The sequence below is a fragment of the Streptomyces sp. NPDC021356 genome, assembly GCF_040641015.1.
GTDB lineage: Bacteria > Actinomycetota > Actinomycetes > Streptomycetales > Streptomycetaceae > Streptomyces.
In genome coordinates, this window is sequence record NZ_JBFACU010000041.1 from 19,570 (window position 1) to 41,652 (window position 22,083).

A 22,083-nucleotide genomic window follows, 5' to 3' on the forward strand; every position below is an offset into this window, starting at 1 on the left:
TCTCCGTAGCCGTACGGCGGACCGGTCCGCGTCAGCGGTGCCCGGCCGCCCGCCCGGGGCGCAGCAGGTCGAACCGGACGTCGTGCCACAAGGCGCGGCGCCCGGACGTGTCGTCGGCGGCCAGGTGGTCGCCGGGGACGGCCCAGAACCTGACCGGCGTGGCCTCGGCGGTGACCGCCGGCCAGCCCGGGTCGCCGGTGGCCGAGAAGTCGGCCCAGCAGCGGAGCATACGGCGGGACAGGGCGCGGTCGTGGCCGTCGGGGGCGCCCCCGATGAGGAAGTCGGCGCCGGCGGCGTCCAGGTTGCCGAAGGCGAAGGGGACGTCCCCGGTGTGCCAGGGCCTGGCCTCTTCGCGTCTGCGGGCGAAGCGGGCCAGGAACGCCCGGCCGCCGGCTTTCGCGTGCTGCTCGGCCAGGCGGGTGGTGTACTCGCCGAACCGCGCGTCACCGAAGATCGTGAGGTAGCGGTCGAGGACCGGGGAGCCCGGCATCGACGCGTGGTAGCCGTCGACCAGGTGGGCCGGGAGGTGCAAGGCCTCGGTGAAGTCCGCCAGTTCGGCCTCGGTGACGACCTCCCGTACGGCTCCCACCGCGTGGAGGAACCAGTATTCGTCCAGGGTGTGGCACACCAGCAGGTCCACCTCCCGCGCGGCCCGGGTCCCGTGGGCGAGCGCGCGGAGCGGGTCCGTGTGCAGCGCCTCGCCGTCGACGACGGGTTGGAAGATCACCGGGTCGAAGGCATGGATGGCAGCCACGGGGTCGGTACCGCAGCGCGCGGTGACCCCGTCGGAGGCGGCCACCAGCGCCTCGGGCGGCACGGACAGCAGTCCCGCCGCCGTCGCGGCGACACCGGCTTCCACCGCGATCCGCCCGGTGACCGCGGCGGCCAGCTCGACGCTGAAGAACGTGTCGGGCACGCTGTGGGCGATGGCCCGCCGGAAAAGCCCCCGTGTCCGCTCCATGGCCATCAGGCAGGCCACCGAGCCGCCACCGGACGAGTGCCCGGCGACGGTGACGTTCCCGGGGTCGCCGCCGAAGGCCGCGATGTTCTCCCGGACCCAGCACAGCGCGGCGACCTGGTCGAGCAGCCCGCGGTTGCCGGGGAGCCCGGGAACGTGGCCGAAGCCCTCGAAGCCCACCCGGTAGTTGCAGCTCACCACGACCAGTCCGGCGCGGGCCAGGGCGCCCCCGTCGAAGTCCGGCTGTGCGGAGGAGCCGAAGGTGTAGGCGCCCCCGTGGATCCAGAAGAGCACCGGCGACCCGCCGCCGCCCGCGTGCTCGGGCACCCACACGTTGACGGTGAGGATGTCCTCGTCGCCGGGGCGCCACACCGGCGCTCCGGGCAGCTGCGCCGACTGCGGGGAGATGGGGCCGAAGGCGGTGCAGTCCCGGACCCCGCCCCAGGCCGGCGCCGGCGCCGGCTCCCGGAACCGGCGGGCCCCGAAGGGCGCGGCCGCGTACGGGACACCGAGCACGGCGGTGACACCGTCCCCGACCCCGCGGCCTCGCACACGGCCGCTCGTCGTCCGGAAGACTGCTTCCCCACCGCGTGGGCGCACGCGACCGTCACCCTTCACGGGCACGAACTTCGTCGAGGAGGAGGCGGGTCACCGGCCGCCCGGGGCGGCGGGTTCGGCCACTCGGAAGCGCTCCGCGACGACGAGGGTGTCGTCGTCGATGACCGGGGTGTGTCCCAGGTACTCGCTCACCCCGTCGCTCCGGAAGAACGCTTCGTGGGCCGCCCGCCACTCGGCCGCGTCGGAGTAGCCGCGGCCCTCCGCCCGCGCGAAGTCGTCGTCGATCTCCCTGATGGGAACCACGCGCACGTCGACGAGCTCGATCGTGACGGCCGGACGGCCCTCGGAATCAAGCACCGAGAAGCGCTGACCCGGCACCGGCACCGCCTCCCCAGCGTGCTCGTAGATCTCCAGGAGACCCGTGAGCGCGGTCTTCCGGCCGCTCACGATCGCCGCCACACCGCGGTCGCGTTCCGGACCCGGGAAGGCGAGTTCAAGGGCCGGAAGGTCGTCATGTCCCATCCGGCGAATGTACGGAGCCCGCCCGCGTCGATCAAGGGCCACCGCTGATTTCGCGCCCGCCCCCACGGCAGCACCGTGCCCCGGCAGGCGGCGGCACCGTCCCACGCTCGGTCCAGAGGGCCGGCCCCGGCCCGTGTATCGCGTGTGGGGCCGGGTAGGCGGACCAAGCGGATCATTTGATTCCGCTTTGGTCCTGTCGTCGCGCGAAGCCGGAGGAGCACCCGTGAACAAGCTGATGCGACACATCACGACCGCGAGCATCACCGCCGTGGCCGTCGGAGGCACACTCCTGGCCGGTGGGGGAGCGGCGGTGGCGGCCACCCCGCAGCACAGCGGCCGGCCCGGCCACCCGGCTCCGGCGGCAGCCCGTCACGAGCCCGCGCCCCGGGCCGCCGCACACCACCGCCTCGACGCGTGGATCATGGACCAGCTGCGCCTCTTCGATCCGGCGGCCGCCCGGCGGATCGCCGTGTACGACCCCTGGGTCAAGGACCAGCTGGCGCAGTTCACCGCGCACGGGAACTGCGCCTGACCGTCACCGCAGGCGGATCATGCCTGGTCGGCCCGGCCGCCGGCACCGAGCAGCCCCGTCGCTTCGAACGGCTCGGCGGCGGTGAGGTGCGGCAGTTCGCGGCGCGCCACCAGGGTCACCACCGCGGGCATCGCGGCACGTACGAGCTGGGCCGCGCGAAGCCAGCGGGGCACGTAGACCGACGGGCGGCGCCGTTCGATCGCGGTGACCAGCCGGGACGCCACGTGCTCGACGGCGTACACCTTGCGCGCGGGCGGCGGCATGTGGCCGCGCAGCTCCCGCAGCACCGGGTACTGGTCGCTGTCGCGGATCATGTCGGTGTCGGTCCAGTTGATGTACGCGATGCCGACCCCCACGTGCCGATGGGCCACCTCTGCTCGCAGCGAGTGCGCGAACGACTCCGCCCCGGCCTTGGAGGCGCAGTACGCGCTCATCATCGGCGCCGCGCCGAGGGAGGCGAACGACGCGACCTGGAGGAAGTAGCCGCGCGTGCGGAACAGGTCCTCGACGAACGTCCGGGCGGTGGCGGCACTGCCGATGAGGTTCACCTCGATCACCCGGCGCCACACCGCGGGGTCGGAGCCCGCGAACGGGCCGCTCTCGGCCACGCCCGCGTTCGCGATCACGACGGAGGGCGGACCGAGCCGCGCACGGACCTCCTCCCCGGCCCGGGCCATGCCCCGGTCGTCCGTGACGTCGACCTCCCAGCACTCGCTGACACCGGGCAGGGACTCCCCGAGCCGCGTCATCAGCCGCTCCTCACGCCCGAGCAGCGCCACCTTCGCTCCCCGCGCGGACAGCTCCCGTGCCATCGCCGCCCCCAGCCCGCGGGCCGCTCCGGTGACGACGGCCGTCCGTCCGCGCAGGGGGTTCTCGGAGACCGGCATGGAACGGTCCTCTCACGCGGCAGTGTCCGTCCCGCTCACCGTAAGGAGGGACGGCGCCGACGGCATGCCGGGAGCCGTCGCGCCGACCCTCGCGGGGCCTCGCCGGGCCGGCGGCGCCGCCCTGGGAGGCGCCGTGGCGCACCGCCGTCCACGCCCGCCCGGAGCCTTTCGGTCGTGTCAGCCCGTGGCGTGGCGGCTCACGGCTGCCTGCCGGTGGCTCGCGGGCCGGGCGCGGGGCGTTCTGCCTGCCGCGGTGCGGTCATGTCGAGCAGGAGCAGGGCGTCGTGGTCAGGGGTGCCGGGTTCGGCGGTGTAGACGCCGATGCGCCGGCCGGGGGTGCCCTCCACGTGCAGCGACTGCGAGGTGAGGGTGACCGTGCCGACGTCGGGGTGGCGGAACGTCTTGTGGGCGGGCTTGCGGCCGGTCACTTCGTAGCGTTCCCACAGCCCCGCGAAGTCCGGGCTCTTGAGGAGGAGTTCGCCGACCAGGTTGGTCAGGTCGGGTGCGTCGGGGGCGGTGCCGGCGACGGCGCGCAGCCGGGCGACGCAGGCGGTGATCTGCCGGTCCCAGTCGGTGAAGAGGTGGTGGGCCGCCGGGTGCAGGAAGAGGTAGCGGGCGAGGTTGCGCTGTGTGGCGGGCCAGTCCGCCAGACCCGCGTACAGGGCGAGGCCGCCGGGGTTCCAGGCGAGCACGTCCATGCTGCGGCTGATGACGTAGGCGGGGTTCGGGCGCAGTGATTCGAGCAGCAGCTTGAGGTGGGGGCCCACGGTGCGGCTGGGCGCGGGCGGCGGTTGCGCGGTGTAGCGGGCGGCGCGGGCGGCCAGCTCCCGCAGGTGCTGGTGCTCCTGGTCGTCCATGCGCAGGGCGCGGGCGAGCGAGTCGAGGACGGCGGGGCTGGGGCGGGTCTCCTTGCCGCGCTCCAGGCGCACGTAGTAGTCGATGCTGATGCCGGCGAGGGTGGCCACCTCCTCACGGCGCAGGCCGGGGGTGCGGCGGATGCCGGCGCCGACGGTGAGGCCGACGTGTCCGGGGCTGGTCTGGGTGCGGCGGGCCCGCAGGTAGCGGCCCAGCTCGGCGCCCCCGCTGTGCGCGCTCTCGGATGCCATGACTCCAGTCTCGTCTGCCCGGCACCCGCCGCGTGGGTGAGAGGGGGGCCCTGTCATTACCCCCGAAGAGCCCGCCCTGCCAGGGCGGCGCGATCCGGGCGAAGGTGAAGGGACAGGAGGCCGGGACCCCGGCCGACGCCGGAGCCGACCACGGACACGAGGCGGCAGGCCGGGCGGAAGCAGGGGTGCCGGGTATGCCGCGAATCGGAACGAAGAGGCGAGATGCGCTTCACAAAACTGCGTGACCTGGAGGTTTCCCGGATCGGTCCGGGCGCGATGGGCATGTCCCACGGCTACACCGGGTCCGGCACCGACGAGGCGGAGTCGATCAGGACCGTGCCCCCCTTGGGGCAACACCCCCTGTAGCAACCCGCCACTTGGAGGAACCCCCTCCGTAGCGACCCCCCTTGAAGCAACCCCCCGAAGCAACACCCCTTCCCCTTGGAGCAACACCTCTCATGCGTGCAGCAGTGATGTACGGAGCCGGAGACGTCCGCGTCGAGGACCGGCCCGATGCGAAGATCGTGCACCCGACCGACGGCGTGGTGCGCACCGTCGCCGCGTGCGTGTGCGGCAGCGACCTGTGGCCCTATCGGTCGATGCCCGCCACCGGCACCGGCCGCCCCATGGGGCACGAGTTCCTCGGCGTCGTCGAGGAGACCGGCGCCGGCGTGACCGGCCTGAAGGCGGGGGACCTGGTCGTCGCCCCGTTCACCTACAGCGACAACACCTGCGACTACTGCGCCAAGGGCCTGCACGTCTCGTGCCGCGGCGGCGGCCGCTACGGCTTCGACGGCGTCGACGGCGGGCAGGGCGAAGCCGTACGCGTCCCGCACGCGGACGGCACCCTGGTGAGACTGCCGGTGGCCGCCGACTCCGCACTGGTGCCGTCGCTGCTGGCCCTGTCGGACGTGATGACCACCGGCCACCACGGCGCCGTCACCGCCGGCGTCGGCCGCGGGGACACGGTGCTGGTCGTCGGGGACGGCGCGGTCGGCCTGTGCGCGGTCATCGCCGCCGGGCGACTCGGCGCCGAGCGGATCGTGCTCGCCGGCCGCCATGAAGGCCGCACCGGCCTGGGCCGCGCCTTCGGCGCCACCGACGTCGTCGCCGAGCGCGGCGAGGAAGGCGTCGCCCGCATCCGCGAGCTGACCGGCGGCGTGGACAAGGTCATCGAGGCCGTCGGCACCCGGCAGGCCCTCGACACCGCCCTGGGCGCGGTCGTGGACGGCGGCACCGTCAGCCGCCTGGGCGTCCCGCAGTACGAGCAGGGGCCGATCGGCCCGGCCGCGTTCATGCGCAACATCACCCTCACCGGCGGGGCCAGCCCCGCCCGCGCCTACATCGAGGAACTGCTGCCCGACGTCCTCGACGGCACCATCGCCCCGGGCCGCGTCTTCGACCAGGCCTTCCCCCTCGACCGGACACCGGACGCCTACCGGGCCATGGCCGACCGCCAGGTCCTCAAGGCCCTCATCCGCCCGTGACCGCGTCACGCGCTCCGCCGCGCCCGTGCTTCTCACGGCGTCTGCCCGCGCAGGCTCTTCGCGGTGACCGCGATCCCGGCCGCGACGGCAGCCGGCAGGGGCCGGCGATCGCGGCCGCGAGAGTGGCGGTGTCCAAGTGCAGGCCCACGTCGGTGGAGTCGGCCCGGAAGAGGCCGGATGCCAGGCCCGCCGGCGGGGGCAGTGTCACCAGGACGCCGAGGACGGCCCCGATCACGACGACCGTGGCGGTCTCACCGGCCGAGACCAGGAGCAACTGGCGGTCGGTGCCACCGGCGGACTTCATCACCCCCCAGGTCGCGACGCCGGCCGTGGGCCGCCATGGCCATGCTGTTGGCGACGGCGAGCACGCTGTAGCCGACGGCGATGACGATCAGCATCATGGCCAGGCTGTCGGTGAGCTCGGCGTCGGTCTGGTAGTCGGCACGTGCGTACTCGGCGGCGTCGTGCAGCGCCGTGCCGGGGATCGCGCCGGAGGCCACGGCGTTGCCGGGGACGAAGATGTCGTCGGTGAGCGCGGCCGGATCGTGGGCGCGGACCAGGTCACGGGCGACCACGAAGTCGCCGCGGGCCGGGTCGGCGGGCAGGACCGCGCCGACGCGCAGCGTGACGAGGGCGCCGCCGGCGAAGCGGACCGGCACCTCCTGGCCCTTGCGCACCCCCAGGCCCTCGGCGGTGCGCTCGCCGAGCACCGCCTGACCCGGCTTGCCCCAGCGCGGGTCCCGGCTGCCCAGGACGTCCAGCACGGTCGCGCCGGCCGGGGCGGCGGCGTGCCCCGGGCCCTCGGCGGCCTGCTGGACCTTCAGCTGGTCCTTCAGCACGAAAGCGCGGGTCGGCAGGGCGGCCTTGCCCACCGGGTCGGCGGCGACGACCTCGTCGGTGTTGCCGGGTGTGCCGTCGGCGGTCACGACCGTCTGGCCCTTCACCTTCATGGCCTCGCCCGCCGGGTAGGCCACCCGCGTCGTCTCCACCATGCCGCTGAGCAGCACCGCGAAACCGACGGCGGCGATCACCGGGGCCACCAGCGAGGCGGCACGGCGCGGGTCGGCGATCAGCTCGCCCGGGAGCGCGAGGTCCTCGCGCTGATCGCGCAGGGCCGCGCCAACGCCGGTCTCGCCAAGCACCTGTTCATCAGCGAAGCGGCCGTGAACAAGCTCATCGGCAACATCTTCAGCAAACTCGACCTCCCGGTCGACACGGAGGGCCACCGGCGGGTACTGGCCGTCCTTGCCTTTCTGCGCGCCTGACGACACGCACGACGGAATTCGTATCCCGCCGGGATTTCTTGGGGCTCACCGATCGGGACGCAGGGTATGTAGATCTTCTTTTCGCGGAACTGCATGGACCGGGAGAAAAGGCGGGAGAGCGAGCAGGAAAGCGTTCCGGCCATGCCGTGCAATGCCGTGCCGTGCCGTGCAATGCCGTGCAGTGCAATGCCGTGCCGTGCCGTGCAATGCCGTGCAGTGCCGTTGCAGTCATGCGGCGCGATGCGACGCGAGGGCGCGCAGCAGGCGGGATCGGTCACCGAACGGCATGGCGATGAGGGTGTCCGCGCCGGCGGCCCGGTAACGGTCGAGCCCCGCGGCGAGTGTGCCGTCCGTGGCGGGAAGCGAGACGAGGTCGATCAGCTCGTCGGAGAGTTCGGCCGCGGCACCGCGCCGGTCTCCGGCGAGGAACCGTTCCTGGCAGGCCCGTGCCGATGCTCCGTGGCCGTAGCGTTCGGCGAGGTCGACGTAGAAGTTCCGCTCCCGTGACCCCATGCCCCCGAAGTAGAAGGTGAGGAAAGGGCGGATCTGGTGGCGTGCGGTGGCGGGGTCGTCGGCGAGCGCCATGGGTACGATCGGTGCGATGTCGACGTCCGGCCGGCTGCGGCCGGCCTTCTCGATTCCCCGCAGCAGCGGCGCGGTGAGTTCCTCACCGTGTCCCGGACTGAACAGGAACGGGAGCCAGCCGTCGGCGATCGCACCGGCCTGCTCGACCGTTCTGGCTCCGGAAACACCCAGGTAGAGCGGTATCCGGCGGGGGGCCGGCGGCGCGAGCAGCTTCAACGGCAGCCCCTGTCCGAGTCCCTGCCCGTAGGCGGGAATGGTCCACTGCTCGCCCTGGTGGTCGACCGGTTTCCCGCTCAGTGCCGCGCGGATCACCTCGACGTACTCCCGGGTCCTGGGCAGCGGTCTGGTGAAGGGGACGCCGTACCAGCCTTCGGAGATCTGCGGTCCGGACAGCCCCAGGCCGAGCATGAACCGTCCGCCGGACAGGTCGTCGAGGGTCGCCGCCGCCGTCGCGACGGTGGTGGGCTGCCGGGCCGGGATCTGCAGGACGGCGGCGCCGAGCCGGACGCGTTCGGTGACGGCCGTCAGGTGGCCCAGGAGGGAGACCGCCTCCTGCCCCCAGGTCTCCGCGACCCAGACGGAGTCGAGTCCCAGGTCGTCGGCGAGCCGGGCGACTTCGATCTGCTCCTTCAGCCTGAACCAGGGCCAGTACGCGACAGCGACGCCAAGACGCACGGCTGCTCCTTCGGTGGTGTGGGCGGCCGGCGGGAGATGTGCCGTATCGGCCATCGGCCCGGTCAATTGGACAACCGACTTCGTGCTGGAATCAACCCCTGCTTTTCAATCCTGACTTTGGTCGGGTAAATCGATGGCGAAAGTCGCTTGACGGCGCGTCGGTCCGCTGGGCGAGTCCTCTCGGAGAGGAAAACCCTTGACGTCCGCTTGAAGATCCACTTAGGGTGCGGAGAAAGACAACAGGCGCGGGGGGCCTGTCTGTTCTTCTCTGTCTGGTCCGGGTCCGAGCCGCGCATTGCCTGCGAGATCTCGCCCGGGGACAGCAGCCCCTCGACGCGTTCCGGAACTGCGGGGACGTACAGTGCGCCGGCGGCGTCCCGGCGGAGGGGGAGGGGCGGATGGCGTGGGCAGCCGTGAACGGGATACGGATGCACTACGACTCGCAGGGCACGGGGCAGCCGGTCCTGATGGTGATGGGGAGCGGCAGCCGGGGAAGGGTGTGGGACCTGCACCAGGTGCCGGCTCTCACCGCCGCCGGATACCGGGTCATCACCTTCGACAACCGCGGGGTTCCCCCCACGGACGAGTGCGCCGAGGGCTTCACCATCGACGACCTGGTGGCCGACACCGCCGCCCTGGTCGAGCACCTCGGGATCGGGCCCTGTCTGTACGTGGGCACCTCCATGGGCGCTCAGATCGTGCAGGAACTCACCCTGAAAAGGCCCGAGTTGGTGCGCAGGGTGGTACTGATGGCCACCCGCGGCCGGTCGGACACGATGCGCCGTGCCCTGGCCGCCGCGGAGATCGCCCTCCACGACTCGGGGCTGCGGCTGCCTGCGGGGTACACCGCGGTGGTGCGCGCGATGCAGAACCTCTCGCCGCGGACCCTGGCCGACTCCGACCAGATCAAGGACTGGCTGGACCTCTTCGAGATGTCGGCGCCGACGAGCGGGGGTGACCGCGTCCACATGGAGTTCTCCGCGATGGACGACCGGCTCGCGGCCTACGCCGGCATCGACCGGCCGTGCCATGTGGTCGCCTTCGCCGACGACCTGATCACCCCCGCCCCCTTGGGCAGGGAAGTCGCCGACGCCGTTCCCGGAGCGACGTACGACCTCCTGCCCGGCTGCGGGCACTACGGCTACCTGGAAGACCCGGACGCCGTGAACAAGATCATCATCGAGTTCTTCAGGCAGGAAGGATGACCGCATGAGCGACCTGGCCGAGCTGCGCGCCTGGAAGCCCTTCGAGCTGCGTCCCGACGGCACCCCGGGCGATCCCGGGGCACTGGCCGAACTGATCCGCGGCCACGAGGACTTCGCGGGCCTGCTCACCCGTGAGAAGGCCGTCGTGTTCCGCGGCTTCCACCTCACCGAGGAGACCCTGGACCCCGTCCTGGACCTGCTGCTGCCGAACCGGCTCGCCTATGTGCACGGCAACTCGCCCCGCACCAAGGTGGGTTCGAACATCTACACCTCCACCGAGTACCCGCAGGACCTGACGATCTCGATGCACAACGAGCTGAGCTACGGCCATCGCTGGCCGTCGCGGCTCGTGTTCTTCTGCGCCACGGCGCCCGCCACCGGCGGTGCCACACCCGTGGTCGACGGGCAGCTGTGGCTCGCCTCCCTCGACCGGGAGGTGCGCGAGGCGTTCGCCGGCGGGGTGCGCTACACGCAGAACCTGCACGACGGCCTGGGGCTGGGCAAGAGCTGGCAGGAGACCTTCGAGACGACCGACCGGGCAGCGGTGGAGGCCTTTCTGCGTGATGCGGAGGCCGACTGGAAGTGGCTCCCCGACGGCACGCTGCGCATCACCCAGGTGCGCCACTCCACCATCACCCACCCCGAGACGGGCGTGGACGTGTGGTTCAACCAGTCCGACCAGTGGCACCCGGCGTCCCTCGGCGACGAGACGGCGGCCGAACTCGCGCAGATCCTGCCGCAGGAGGAGCTTCCGCAGTCGGTCACCTTCGCCGACGGCAGCGCCATCCCCGCGGAGTACGTCCTCCAGGTACGCGACCGGGGCCTGGACAACGCGGTCGACGTCGACTGGCACCAGGGCGACCTGATGGTGATCGACAACCTCGCCGTGGGACACGGCCGGCGCCCTTTCACGGGTCCCCGCCGGGTCCTCGTCGCCATGACGGACTGACCGTCCCGCAGACCACGCCGAAGGGGGCGGACGCCGGCCGGCGTCCGCCCCCTTGCGTCGTCCGGCCCGTCGGCGGCCGGAGGTGAGGTCAGCGGGTGAGCGGTCTGCGGAACCCCGCCACCGCCGCCCACACGGCGACAGCCATGACCAGGAGACTGGTCGCCACCGCCCCCAGCACGTCGCCGCCCGGCGACCAGCCCAGGGCCAGTTCCCGTGTGGCGTCCACGGCGTACGAGACCGGATTCACCACGGCCACGGCGCGCAGCCACACGGGCAGCGCGTCCAGGGGGACGTACGCGCTGGAGGCGAACATCAGGGGAAAGAGCGCAAGACCGCTGACACTCTGCATGATCCGTGCGCTGCGCACCCATGTGCCCAGCGCGATGAAGACCCACGTCAGCGAGGTGATGACGAGGAGCGCCAGCACCAGCGCCCCGGCGACGCCCAGCACGCCGCCCGCGGGTTCGAAGCCGAAGAACAGCGTGGCGCACACCAGGAGCAGCGCGGTCTGGGCCGTGGTGCGCAGCACGTCCGTGACGGCGCGGGCGACCAGGATCCAGTGCAGGCCGACCGGCAGCGAGCGGAAGCGGACCAGCACGCCGTTGTCCATGTCCCGGATCAGCTCGGCGCCGGAGCCGACGGCCGACGTGATCCCGCTGGTGACCAGGATGGCCGGCATCAGGTAGTCGATGTAGCTCACGCCCGCGGGGAAGCGGTCCGGGGAGGCCATGCTGCCGAACACCTGGCTGAAGATGACCAGGAGGATCAGCGGCTGGACCAGCGTGAGGACGACGAGCCTGCGGTCGGCGACAAGGCCGCGCAGGCTCCGCCCGGTCAGCACGGCGAACTGGGCGCGCGGGCCCGCCGGTTTCCAGCGCTCGGGGGGCGCGGAGGTGACGCGGCCGGCAGGTGCCGTGACGCTCATGACGGTTGCTCCTCGGTGAGTCGGCGAGCCGCGGTCGCCACCGGCCCGGCGGCGAGGGAGAGATAGACGTCGTCCAGGGACGGCTCCGACAAGGTGAGCCCGGTGACCGGCACCTCGGCGACCTCGACCGCGCGCACGACCTGCGCGAAGTCGTCGAAGTCGGCGACCGGCACGCTCACCGCGCCCTCCCGCGGTGTCTGCACGGCGGCGAACCCGGCTCGGCGCAGGGCCCCGGCGACCTTGACGGCGTCCCCCCGCCGGGTCGTCGACAGATGGGCCCGGCGCTCACCCACGCGGGACTTCAGCTCGCTCGGCGTTCCCGCCGCCACCACACTCCCTTCGGACAGGACCGCCACGGTGTCGGCGAGGCGTTCCGCCTCCTCCAGGTACTGCGTGGTCAGCAGCACGGTGGTGCCGTCCGCGACCAGTGCCTCGACCGTCTCCCACAGGGAGAGCCGACTGGCCGGGTCCAGCCCGGTGGACGGCTCGTCGAGGAAGATCACTCGTGGCCGGCCGACGAGCCCGGCGGCGAGATCGAGCCGCCGGCGCATCCCACCCGAGTAGGTACGGCACAGCCGGCGCCCCGCCGAGGAGAGATCGAAGACGTCGAGCAGCGCGTCGGCACGCGCGCGGGCCTGCCGGGCACTGGCCCCCAGGAGCCGCGCGATCAGCACCAGGTTGTCGAAGCCGGACAGCTTCTCGTCGACCGAGGCGAACTGTCCGGTGAGCCCGATGCAGCCGCGCACGGCACGGCTGTCGCGGACCACGTCATGACCGGCCACGACCGCGCTGCCACCGCTCGGCGGCAGCAACGTGGCGAGGATGTTCACGAGCGTCGTCTTGCCGGCGCCGTTGTGCCCGAGCAGGCCCAGCACCGTGCCCTCCGCCACGTCGAGGCTCACGCCGCGCAGGGCGTGCACTTTCTCGTAGGACTTGGTGAGGTCCCTCGTGCTGATCATCGGTTCGGCCATGGATCCCCCCGTAGGTCAGGCCGGTTCAGTCGCCCGGGCGATGCGGGCCGCGCAGATGGCGGCCGAAGAAGCCGGTGACGATCGCGCGTTCGCTTCGCACCACGGCCTCCGGAGCACCGGTGCCGATCAGCCGGGCCGTCCGCCGCCCCGGCAGATCCGCCCGGTGGCGCAACTGCGGGAGCAGCGACTGGAAGTCGGTGAACGAATAGTGCGCTGTGCCCGCGAGGCGGCGGACCGTCACCGACGCCGGTGAGCTGTCGAGCAGCCGGCCCGGCAGCGCCCCGGCGGGCGCCGCGCCGGACCCCACCATCAGGAACGGGCGGTCCAGTCCCGTGCGTACCAGGCGGTCCAGTTCCGGCCAGGAGCGCCGTTCGGGTGTGACGTTGAATCCGTCGAGGTCCAGGCCCGCGTCGATCCGCTCGTCCAGCGCCATGGTCTCGGCCGCGGTGATCCCGCCCGCCGAGTGCCCGAACATCCCGATCCGGTCCAGGTCCAGCTGCGCGCCCAGCCCCGCGGGCAGCGCGCGCCGCGTGCCGGGCCGGGCGAGCGCGTCCAGGACGAAACGGGTGTCGGCGGTGCGCACCCGCATGCGCCGGGCCAGCCCGTCCGCGGTGCCGGCGTGAGCCGTCATGGGCCGGGCGACCCGGCCGTGCCCGAGATCCACCCCGAGGGCCTCGTACGTGTGGTCCATCGTCACGACGACGTAGCCGCGGCCGGCGAGTTCCTCGACCAGCGCCGTGCCCCACGAGCGGGAGGTGCCGAGACCGGGCGAGTACAGGATCACCGGCCGTCGCCGCGCGGGCTCGGCTGCCGGTGCGCCGACCGCCGCGTGGGTCGTCACCGCCGACCAGTCGACGCGTCCGGCCGGGAGACCGAGGATGCGGGACGCGTTCCCCGCGAAGCCGTGCGCGACGGCAGGGGGCATCCAGGGGGCCCGGGGCCGTCCCGTCGTGTCGCCTGCCGGGTACCAGACACTGATCATCAGCTCCCGTGGACCGCGGCGCGTCCAGGGGTCGGTGCGCTGGCGGTCGACCAGGCGCAGATCGGCCCGGCCGACGGGGTACGGCCCGGTGGGCGCCGGCAGGCGGGGCACCACGGCCGCCGCCGGAGCGGCGATCGCGGCACGGGGGGCCGGGGGAGCGGCGATCGCGGCACGGGGAGCCGGGGGCGCGGACAGCCGCAGGCAGAGCCCGGTGAGCAGCAGCGCCAGGGCCGCCGTCGGCAGCGCGGCGAACAGGGACAGGGGGTGGTGCCGTTTCATGCGTCCAAGATCCCCGCGGCGGGCCCGCGGCACATCTGCGGAAAGGCATGACCTGACCCTTTCGTCCGGCACGCAAATGCTCTGCCGAAGGTGATCCGAACAGGAGGCCGCCGCGTCGCCCGATGGGGTTCATGAGTCGTAGGCCCGCCGGACGAAGGCCAGGGAGTCCAGCAGTCCCTCCGCGGTCATGGCCCGTGCGGGCTGCGGCGCGGCCGTGCGCGGCAGGGGGAGACCGCCGGTGGACGACCAGCGCAACCAGCCGCCGCCGTCGATGACGCTGCGGGTTCGGCCCTGGTTGTCCGGGTGCAGGCAGAACGGGACGTCCAGCAGGCCCCGGGCGAACGCGCGGACCAGGGCCGTTCCCACGTCCGGGTGCAGTTCCCTGACGGCGTGCACCAGCGCGCGGGCCTCCGCGTAGACCCCCCCGCCGGACGCGTCCGGCACCGGCCCCGGGCCGCCGCGGCAGTCCTGCCGGGCGGTGTGCGAGGCCAGTTCGAGTGCGGTCACGTTCTCGTCGATCGTGGGGATGCGATGCGCCTCGGCCGCGGTCTTGACGATCAGCCGGGCGGCGCCGCCGCGCACCGCGAGCGAGGCCGCGGAGCGCAGCAGCCGCTCCGCCCCCCGGCCGGTGCTGGGATACAGACCCATGTACGCGTACAGCACGCTGTGCCACCGCACGTCGGCGGGCAGTTCCCGGGCCGCCAGCCGGTGCAGCGCGGCAAGCGCCTGCATGTCCTGTTCGGTGCTGGTCTGCTGGGCGTAGCTCAGGGAGATGCTGCGCAGCCCGTGCTGGGCGAAGAACAGTCCCTCCAGCACGCTCAGCGCCACCAGCAGGCCGGGTGGGCAGAGCTGGCCGAGCATGCAGCCGCCGAAGGTCTCGAGGTGGGGCACGAGGTCCGGACGGCCGGCCGAGGCCAGCAGTTCGCAAGCGTCCGCCCAGGACCGTACGGACTCGCGCAGCGGCGTACGGCTGTAGGGCAGGCAGTACGAGACGGGGCCGCCCTCGGTGGCGTGCACGCCCGCCGCGACCAGCTCGGCGAAGATCGCTCGCGGACGGGCCGATCCATGGCGGACCTGGACCGGGAAGGAGTCGTCCTGGACGCCGTCGAGGAGGACTCCGGTCGCTGCCGCTCCATGGGCCAGCAGGGGATAGCCGTTGAGGGGGGCACCGCGGGCCAGCGCCGCCTCGGCCGCGGCGTACTCCCCCAGCCGGGTGTAGCTGTCCAGGGTGATCGTGCCCACGGTGACCCCCGCGGCCCGCTTGGTCCGCTCCAGGCCGGCGCGCATCCGCGCCGCGCCGGCGAACCCCATGCGCGGCTGCACGACGAGGTCCCCGCGCGCCCGGGCGCGGGCCACGAAACCGCCGAAGCCCCGGTCCGACGGAGATGTCATGCCGCGGCCGTGCGGTGACGGTTCAGGAAGAGTTCGAAGGCACCGAGGTCGCCGGTGTCGAAGACGGCGTCGAAGCCCGCGTCGAGGAGTCTGCGCGTGCTGCCGGCGTTGCGCAGTCCGTCCGTGCCCAGCTTGCCGCCGATCACCACCGGGAGGTGGCGCAGGCCGGGCTCCGCCCTGATGGCCCCGATGGCCTGGAGTCCGTCGTCGAACCCGTGCCCGTTGACGCTGCTGAGGACCACGAGATCCGGGCGCAGCTCACGGCAGGAGCGGACGAGGAGGTCATCCGGAACGCAGGAACCGAGATTACTGACCGTGTATCCACGCTCTTCAAGGAAGAGGTGTACATAAATTAAATTCCAGGTGTGCGCATCTGACAACGTGCCAGATACCAGTACCGTTCCCCCCACGGTCAAACACCCTCTCCACGTAATGGCAGTTGGATGATCAATCGGACCTTAGGTGTGTCTCTAGCGGAGTGTCAAGGGCAAGTCAAGTGGCGTCGGTCTCAGGGATCCAGGAGGTGGGGATGTGTGGAATCGGGGCAACCTTCCGGATGGTTGGGGAGTGCATGACCTTCGTTGGGTGTGGACTGACCAAAGTAGGTTGACCCCGCCTTGATGAGGGGTTTGATACTGGCTCGGCGCCGTTCGCGGCTCCTGTGAAGGTGGCTAAAAGGGCTTGACTTTACGATTCAATGGTCCTTAGGGTCGATGAAAGTTGACCTTGGTCACCGGTCGATGGTCAGAGGAGGACGCACCGGTTCGGATCCAGAGATCAATGAATGGCAACCGCATAGGAAGATGTGGCACCGCGGGCAGAAATGCGGCGCTGCGGGGGAAGGATCTTTTTGATGCACGCCAATTTCGTCCAGGCCATCCGTGGGAATGTCGCGAAGCGCGGTTCGTCCACCGCCGTCACCTTCTTATCCGATTTCGATGCCCATGACGGCCGAATATCCGTGACCTATCCGGAACTCGACCGGAGGGCCCGCTCGGTGGCCGCCGCGCTGCTGGAGCGATGTGCGCCCGGGGACCGCGCACTGCTGCTGTACCCCGAAGGCCTCGAATTCGCCACGGCTTTCATCGGCTGTCTGTACGCCGGCGTCGTGGCCGTACCCTCACCGCTTCCCGGCCGGTACCGCCATCACCGGCGCCGGGTGTCCGCCATCGCCGCCGACGCCCAGGTCGCCGTGGTTCTCACCGAGGGCCGCAGCCTCTCGGAGGTCGGCGACTGGGCCGAGGGAGCCGGACGGGACCGCGACGCGCTGCTCGTCACCGACACCCTCGACGTGCCGCCCCTGGCCGAGCAGTCGCTGCCTGCCATCGACCGTGACTCGGTCGCCCTGCTCCAGTACACCTCGGGTTCGACGGGCAGCCCCAAGGGCGTCGTCCTCACCCATGGCAACCTGCTGCACAACGCCGACAGCCTGTGCCGCACCTTCGGCCTCGACGCGGGTTCCCGCTTCGGCTCCTGGCTCCCGCACTACCATGACATGGGCCTCATGGGCATTCTGCTGCCGCCGCTGTATCTCGGCAGTTCCTGCGTTCTCATGAGCCCGACCACCTTCCTCAAGCGGCCGCACTGGTGGCTGCGGATGATCGACGAGTTCGACATCGCCTGGTCCGCGGGCCCCAACTTCGCGTACGAACTGTGCAGCCGTCAGATCACGGACGAGCAGCTCGCCGGCCTGGACCTGTCCCGCTGGCGGTACGCCAACAACGGCTCCGAGCCGGTCCAGGCCGCCACCCTCACCGCCTTCGCCAAGCGCTTCGCCGTCGCCGGTCTGCGCACCGAGGCGCTCAACCCGTGCTACGGCATGGCGGAGGCGACCGTCTTCGTCAGCGGCTCCGGCCACCGCGAACCGGTCGTGCTCCACGTCGACGAGCAGCGCCTCGCCGGCGGCACCCTCGCGCCCGTCTCCGCGGCCGGCCCCGGCAGGGACGTCGTCTCCTGCGGCTTCCCGCACGACTACGACGTACGCATCGTCGAGCCCGGGAGCCGGCGCGCGCTGCCCGACGGGGAGATCGGCGAGATCTGGCTGCGCGGTCCGAGCGTCGGCCACGGCTACTGGGACAATGCGGAAGCCACCGAGCGGACCTTCCACGCCACGCTCGCCGATGGCGATGCTGATGCCGGAGCCGGAGCCGGAGCCGGAGCCGGAGCCGGAGCCGGAGCCGACGCCGATGCCGGAGCCGACGCCGAGGGCGGTTACCTGCGGACCGGGGACCTGGGCGCCGTGCTGAACGGTGAGCTGTTCATCACCGGACGGCTCAAGGAAATGCTCATCCTGCGCGGCCGCAACCTCTATCCGCAGGACATCGAGTACGAGGCGCGCCAGCACCATCCCCACCTGCACGGCACGTTCGGAGCCGCCTTCACCGTGCCCGTGCGCGACGACGAAGGCCGCGAGGAGGAACTCCTCGTCCTCGTGCACGAACTGCGCGGCCGGCACACCGAGGCCGAGCTGGAGGAGCTGGCCACCTCCATCCGCCGCACCGTCTTCACCGAGTTCGGCGCGCACCTGTCGGGGCTGGCCCTGGTCCGCCGCGGGGCCGTGCCGCGTACCACGAGCGGCAAGATCCAGCGCCTGGAGATGCGCGAACTCTTCCGCGCCGGAGAGGTCTCCGCGCTCATCAGCAAGCTCGACCCTCGTCTGGAAGCAGCCACCGCGTAAGCACGCCGCAGACACACCGGCCGGCCCGCACCGAGCGGGCGCCGGACCACGAACAGTTCCTCGCGCGCCGCCCGGCCCGGGGAGCCACACACCGGGGGATCCACAGTGCAGCACACCTCTGTGCTCAGACTCGATCAGTTCCTGCGCCGGTCAGACTCCGCAGACGGCTCTCTGAGCCCTCGAACCATGGCCGCGCTGGACCGCGCGGAACGTTTCCCGGCCGAGGCCTGTCGCACGCTCGACGACTTCGGCCTCGCCGCCCACTACGTCGACGCCCGCCACGGCGGCCTCCTGGACGACCACGTCGAACTCGTCCAGCTGCTGCGCACCGTGGCCCGCCGCGACCTGACGGTCGCGGTCGCCCACGGCAAGACGTTCCTCGGCACCGCCCCCGTCCGGGTCGGGGGCAGCCCCGCGCAGGCGGACCTGCTCGCCGCGCAGGTACGGGCCGGCGCCGTGGCCTCCTGGGCGCTGACCGAGCGCGAGCACGGCAGCGACCTGCTCGCCGGAGAGTTCACCGCCCGCCGCACGGCGCGGGGATGGCGGCTCGACGGGGAGAAGTGGCTCATCAACAACGCCACACGGGGCCGGTTCCTGTGCGTCCTCGCCCGCACCGACGAGCGCGGCGGCGCCCGGGGCTTCAGCCTCTTCCTGGTCGACAAGGAGCAACTGGCCCCCGGCAGCCACCGGCACCTGCCCAAGGTGCGCACCCACGGCATCCGCGGCGCGGACATCAGCGGCATCGCCTTCGACGGCGCCGTCGTGCCGGACGAGGCGCTGGTGGGTGCGGCGGGCACCGGAGCGGAGACCGTCCTCAAGACCCTGCAGCTGACCCGCACCGTGTGCACCGCCCTGTCGCTGGGCGCGCTCGACCACGGGCTGGAGATCGCCGCCGACTACGCGCTCGGCCGTCACCTGTACGGGCGGCGGCTCGGCGACCTGCCGCGCGTGCGCCGCATCCTGGGCCAGGCGTGCGCCGGGCTGATCGTCGCCGAAGCCGTCACCACCGTGGCCGCCCGCGCCATCCACACCCTGACCTCCGAGATGAGCGTCATCGCGTCCGTCGCCAAGGCCCTCGTCCCGACGCTCGCCCAGGACACCCTCGACCAGCTCGGCGAACTGCTCGGGGTGCGGAGCTTCCTGAGCGACACCTACCGCGAGGGCGCCTTCGCCAAGCTCGACCGGGACCACCGCATCGTCGCCGTCTTCGACGGCAGCACGGCCGTCAACCGCAGCCTGCTCATCGACCACTTCCCGGCCCTCGCCCGGTCCTGGCGCCGTGGCACGGCCGACCGGGACGCCGTCGCCGCGACGACACCGAGCGGACCCGCCCGCCCCTTCGACCCGAGCCGGCTGCGGTTGCTGTCGACCCGGGGATGCAGCCTCGTGCAACTCCTGCCGGACGCGGTCGGCCGACTGCGCACCGCCGTCGGGCAAGGTCAGCTGCCGGCCGAGGCGGCGCGCATGGCGGACGAGCTCACCGAGATCGCCGACGCCGTGCACACCGGGATGGAGCAGCAGGAACGCACCGTCCGCGACGTCCCGCAGTCCGCCTTCGACCTGGCCGAGCGATACGAACTGTGCTTCGCGGCAGCGGTCCTCGTGCACCTGTGGCTGGACAGCGCCCGCACCCCGCACGACGGGTTGTGGCTGCAAGCCGGTCTCGCCCTCGTCCTGGGCCGGCTCGGCCACGCCGTCGACGAGACGCGGGCCGGCGCCTTCGACCGGCTGGCCGACCGGCTGCTCACCGCGCCCGACGGGCCACCGTTGTCGCCGGCCCACCACGCGCGAAGGGGCGCCCAGTGACGACGGCACCCACCACCGCCCTGACCGCACGGCTGCACGCGCTGGAGTCGGCGCTCGGCGATCCCTTCGCCGACGACAACCCGCTCGGCCTGCACGCCGTCCTCGAAGCCGACGAGCGCGGCGAGATGTTCGAGGCCGGGGAACAGGCGCTGCACGCGTACGGCCTGGGCGCCGAGTTCGTCCCCACGGCCTTCGGCGGCCGCCTCGACCGGCTCGACCACCTCGTGGAGATCATGCGCTCGGTCTACCGGCGCGACCCCTGCCTCGGACTGGGCTACGGCGCCAGCTCGTTCATCGCGGGCGTCAACCTGTGGGCCGCGGGCAGCGACGAGCACTGCCGGCAGGCCGCCGAACTGCTCCGTTCCGGCCGCCGGGTGGCCGTCGCCTACCACGAACTCGCGCACGGCAACGACATGGCCGGCACCGAGTTCACCGCACTGCCGGGCCCGGCCGGACTCGTCCTCAACGGCCGCAAGGAGATCATCACCAACGTGCGGCGGGCCGAGGCGGTGGTCGTCTTCGCCCGTACCGCACAGCGTCCCGGCAGCCGCAGCCACTCCCAGCTGTTCGTCGACAAGTCGCGGCTTCCCGAGGGGCACATGACGTACCTGCCCCGCTACCGGACCAGCGGCATGCGCGGAGTGCAGCTGGGCGGCATCGAGTTCCGCGACTGCCCGCTGCCCGACAGCGCCGTCCTCGGCACCCCGGGCCAGGGTCTGGAGACCGCGCTGCGGTCCTTCCAGGTCACCCGCACCACCCTGGTGTCGATGTTCACCGGGGTCCTCGACACGGCACTGCGCCTCACCCACGCGCACGTCGTGGGCCGGCGCCTGTACGGCCGGACGGCCGCCGATCTGCCGCACGTCCGCTCGGTGCTCTCCGCCGCGTTCTCGGACCTGCTCACCGCCGACTGCTTCGCGACCGTGGCGACCCGCGCGCTGCACCTGCTGCCTGCCGAGACCCCGATCTACGCGCAGGCCGTGAAGTTCTTCGTCTCCAAGACCCTCATGGACGCCATGAACCGGCTCTCGGCCGTACTGGGCGCCCACTTCTACCTCCGCGAGGGAGCGTCCGCGGCCTTCCAGAAACTCCTGCGGGACATCCAGCCCGCCGGTTTCGGACACGCGGCGCGTGCGGCGTGCCAGATGTCCCTGCTGCCCCAGCTCCCGCTGCTCGCCCGGCGGTCCTGGCGCGGCGACGCCACCGCACCGCCCGAGCTGTTCCACCCCGGCGCCGACCTTCCCGAGTTCGACTTCCGCCGGCTCGCCATCAGCGCCGCCGGCCGCGAGAGCCTGAGCACCTCGCTCGGCGCCGGGCTGGCCGCCATGCCGCAGGGCGGCGGAGCGGCGTACACCGCGCTGCGCGAGCACGGCGAGCACTTCGTCCGGGAACTCGCCGTCCTGGCCGAGGAGTGCGCGGCGCTCCCGCCGTCCGAGCTGTCGGTCGGGGCGGCCTCGCACACCTACGACCTCACCACCCGCTATGTGAACGTCCTCGTGGCCGCCGCCTGTTCCGAGACGTGGCGGCACGCCCAGGACCTTGACGACACCTTCCTGGCGGACCCGGTCTGGGCGGCCGCCGCCCTCCACCGGTTGCGCACCCCGTCCGGCGCCCCCCGGGCCTCGCTGCCCGACCACCTCGAACAGCCGCTGTGGGCCGAACTGGTGGACCGCTGCGCCCAGGCACGTGGCCTCGGACTGCTGCCACGGCCGCTCGCCTGATCCCACACCTGATCCACGCCCGAGTCACTCCTCATCCCACACCTGATCCACGCCCGAGTCACACCGGATCCCACACCTGACCCGTCCTCGACTCACACCTGACCCCACACCTGATCCCACCCGGCCGGGCGCCGGCGGGCCCCGGCCCGAGCACCACCGCGCCGCTGCCGCTGCCGCTGCCGCACGGGCGCACGCCCACCGGCAGTCCGCCGACCGCCCGCAACCCGCCGACCGCTCACCGCCGACCCACTGGCCCGCCGCCCCTCCGACCTCGTACCCCGACAGGAGACCCCATGTCCGAGAGCACACCCCCGAGCGCGACCGGCTCCGGCGACGACGACCTGCGCGACTGGCTGGTGGCCAGCGTCGCCGAACACCTGAGGATGCCGGCCGCCGACCTCCGGCCCGACGTGCCGCTCAGCGACTACGGCCTGGACTCGGTGTACGCCCTGTCCGTCGCCGCCGAGATCGAGGACCACCTCGGTTTCCCGGTCGACCCCACGATGATGTGGGACAACCCCACGATCGACGCCCTGCTCACCGCCATCGGCGAGGAGCGGGCCCGCAGCCGCGCGGCCTGAGCCGCACAGCGCACCTTCCA

The 22,083-nt window shown here is 72.5% G+C and carries 20 protein-coding genes and 2 pseudogenes; 10 read left to right on the forward strand and 12 right to left on the reverse strand.

All coding sequences use genetic code 11. From position 1 onward, the window contains the following. Positions 1–31 precede the first annotated feature (31 nt). Positions 32–1,558 (reverse strand): carboxylesterase family protein, encoded by a 1,527-nt coding sequence (locus AB0G56_RS35985; protein ID WP_360978471.1) that lies wholly within the window; start codon positions 1,556–1,558, stop codon positions 32–34. 48 nt (positions 1,559–1,606) lie between these two features. Beyond that, a complete protein-coding gene (locus tag AB0G56_RS35990) occupies positions 1,607–2,038 on the reverse strand; it encodes an ASCH domain-containing protein (protein ID WP_360978474.1) in 432 nt (143 codons plus the stop codon). 223 nt (positions 2,039–2,261) lie between these two features. On the opposite strand from AB0G56_RS35990, the gene AB0G56_RS35995 reads away from it, so the two are divergent. Next, entirely contained in the window at positions 2,262–2,570 is a 309-nt protein-coding gene (locus tag AB0G56_RS35995) for a hypothetical protein (protein WP_360978477.1), read from the forward strand. 17 nt (positions 2,571–2,587) lie between these two features. On the opposite strand, the gene AB0G56_RS36000 is transcribed toward AB0G56_RS35995, so the two are convergent. Further along, the gene (locus AB0G56_RS36000) at positions 2,588–3,457 is read right to left on the reverse strand and encodes an SDR family oxidoreductase (protein ID WP_360978480.1); all 870 of its coding nucleotides are present in this window, start codon (positions 3,455–3,457) and stop codon (positions 2,588–2,590) included. A 197-nt stretch (positions 3,458–3,654) separates the two neighbouring features. Beyond that, complete coding sequence (locus AB0G56_RS36005; RefSeq protein WP_360978482.1) at positions 3,655–4,563, reverse strand: helix-turn-helix transcriptional regulator; 909 nt, start codon at positions 4,561–4,563, stop codon at positions 3,655–3,657. 222 nt (positions 4,564–4,785) lie between these two features. On the opposite strand from AB0G56_RS36005, the pseudogene AB0G56_RS36010 reads away from it, so the two are divergent. Together AB0G56_RS36010 and AB0G56_RS36015 are read left to right on the forward strand one after the other, a co-directional pair. Next, positions 4,786–4,902 (forward strand): annotated as a pseudogene (locus AB0G56_RS36010) (aldo/keto reductase); the annotation flags it as partial. Between the two features lie 119 nt (positions 4,903–5,021). Beyond that, positions 5,022–6,050, forward strand: coding sequence for an alcohol dehydrogenase catalytic domain-containing protein (locus AB0G56_RS36015; protein ID WP_360978485.1), 1,029 nt, complete (start codon positions 5,022–5,024; stop codon positions 6,048–6,050). Here the strand turns inward: AB0G56_RS36015 and AB0G56_RS36020 are convergent. Both AB0G56_RS36020 and AB0G56_RS36025 read right to left on the reverse strand, forming a co-directional pair. Further along, a complete protein-coding gene (locus tag AB0G56_RS36020; RefSeq protein WP_360978488.1) occupies positions 6,037–6,354 on the reverse strand; it encodes a hypothetical protein in 318 nt (105 codons plus the stop codon). The two genes, AB0G56_RS36015 and AB0G56_RS36020, sit on opposite strands and share 14 nt — an antisense overlap. Continuing rightward, positions 6,302–7,192 (reverse strand): hypothetical protein, encoded by an 891-nt coding sequence (locus AB0G56_RS36025; RefSeq protein WP_360978534.1) that lies wholly within the window; start codon positions 7,190–7,192, stop codon positions 6,302–6,304. Before AB0G56_RS36025 ends, AB0G56_RS36020 begins: the two co-directional genes overlap by 53 nt. Between AB0G56_RS36025 and AB0G56_RS36030 the strand changes: the two are divergent. Further along, positions 7,130–7,315: pseudogene (locus AB0G56_RS36030) on the forward strand (LuxR C-terminal-related transcriptional regulator); the annotation flags it as partial. The gene AB0G56_RS36025 and the pseudogene AB0G56_RS36030 overlap by 63 nt on opposite strands. Positions 7,316–7,543: 228 nt before the next feature. On the opposite strand, the gene AB0G56_RS36035 reads toward AB0G56_RS36030, so the two are convergent. Then, the gene (locus tag AB0G56_RS36035; protein WP_360978491.1) at positions 7,544–8,575 is read right to left on the reverse strand and encodes an LLM class flavin-dependent oxidoreductase; all 1,032 of its coding nucleotides are present in this window, start codon (positions 8,573–8,575) and stop codon (positions 7,544–7,546) included. A gap of 398 nt (positions 8,576–8,973) precedes the next feature. On the opposite strand from AB0G56_RS36035, the gene AB0G56_RS36040 reads away from it, so the two are divergent. Together AB0G56_RS36040 and AB0G56_RS36045 are read left to right on the forward strand one after the other, a co-directional pair. Continuing rightward, the gene (locus AB0G56_RS36040) at positions 8,974–9,780 is read left to right on the forward strand and encodes an alpha/beta hydrolase (RefSeq protein WP_360978494.1); all 807 of its coding nucleotides are present in this window, start codon (positions 8,974–8,976) and stop codon (positions 9,778–9,780) included. A 13-nt stretch (positions 9,781–9,793) separates the two neighbouring features. After that, positions 9,794–10,729 (forward strand): TauD/TfdA family dioxygenase, encoded by a 936-nt coding sequence (locus AB0G56_RS36045; RefSeq protein WP_360978531.1) that lies wholly within the window; start codon positions 9,794–9,796, stop codon positions 10,727–10,729. 88 nt (positions 10,730–10,817) lie between these two features. On the opposite strand, the gene AB0G56_RS36050 is transcribed toward AB0G56_RS36045, so the two are convergent. From AB0G56_RS36050 to AB0G56_RS36070, 5 genes are all read right to left on the reverse strand, one after another. Then, positions 10,818–11,654: an ABC transporter permease gene (locus AB0G56_RS36050; RefSeq protein ID WP_360978497.1), complete on the reverse strand. Its 837-nt coding sequence runs from the start codon at positions 11,652–11,654 to the stop codon at positions 10,818–10,820. Next, on the reverse strand, positions 11,651–12,625 hold the full coding sequence (locus AB0G56_RS36055) for an ATP-binding cassette domain-containing protein (protein WP_360978500.1): 975 nt from the start codon (positions 12,623–12,625) through the stop codon (positions 11,651–11,653). The genes AB0G56_RS36050 and AB0G56_RS36055 overlap by 4 nt, the downstream gene beginning before the upstream one ends. A gap of 25 nt (positions 12,626–12,650) precedes the next feature. Then, the gene (locus AB0G56_RS36060) at positions 12,651–13,886 is read right to left on the reverse strand and encodes a lipase (protein WP_360978503.1); all 1,236 of its coding nucleotides are present in this window, start codon (positions 13,884–13,886) and stop codon (positions 12,651–12,653) included. A 129-nt stretch (positions 13,887–14,015) separates the two neighbouring features. Then, positions 14,016–15,278, reverse strand: coding sequence for a methylaspartate mutase (locus tag AB0G56_RS36065; protein WP_360978506.1), 1,263 nt, complete (start codon positions 15,276–15,278; stop codon positions 14,016–14,018). Continuing rightward, positions 15,275–15,688, reverse strand: a complete 414-nt coding sequence (locus AB0G56_RS36070) for a cobalamin-dependent protein (protein WP_360978509.1) — start codon at positions 15,686–15,688, stop codon at positions 15,275–15,277. The genes AB0G56_RS36065 and AB0G56_RS36070 overlap by 4 nt, the downstream gene beginning before the upstream one ends. A gap of 443 nt (positions 15,689–16,131) precedes the next feature. Between AB0G56_RS36070 and AB0G56_RS36075 the strand changes: the two genes are divergently transcribed. From AB0G56_RS36075 to AB0G56_RS36090, 4 genes are all read left to right on the forward strand, one after another. After that, on the forward strand, positions 16,132–17,955 hold the full coding sequence (locus AB0G56_RS36075) for a fatty acyl-AMP ligase (protein WP_360978513.1): 1,824 nt from the start codon (positions 16,132–16,134) through the stop codon (positions 17,953–17,955). A gap of 186 nt (positions 17,956–18,141) precedes the next feature. Then, entirely contained in the window at positions 18,142–19,761 is a 1,620-nt protein-coding gene (locus tag AB0G56_RS36080; protein WP_360978516.1) for an acyl-CoA dehydrogenase family protein, read from the forward strand. Further along, positions 19,758–21,482: an acyl-CoA dehydrogenase family protein gene (locus AB0G56_RS36085; RefSeq protein ID WP_360978519.1), complete on the forward strand. Its 1,725-nt coding sequence runs from the start codon at positions 19,758–19,760 to the stop codon at positions 21,480–21,482. The genes AB0G56_RS36080 and AB0G56_RS36085 overlap by 4 nt, the downstream gene beginning before the upstream one ends. Before the next feature lie 293 nt (positions 21,483–21,775). Next, positions 21,776–22,063 carry an acyl carrier protein gene (locus AB0G56_RS36090; RefSeq protein ID WP_360978522.1) on the forward strand — a complete coding sequence of 96 codons (288 nt, stop codon included), beginning with the start codon at positions 21,776–21,778 and terminating at the stop codon, positions 22,061–22,063. Positions 22,064–22,083 lie beyond the last annotated feature (20 nt).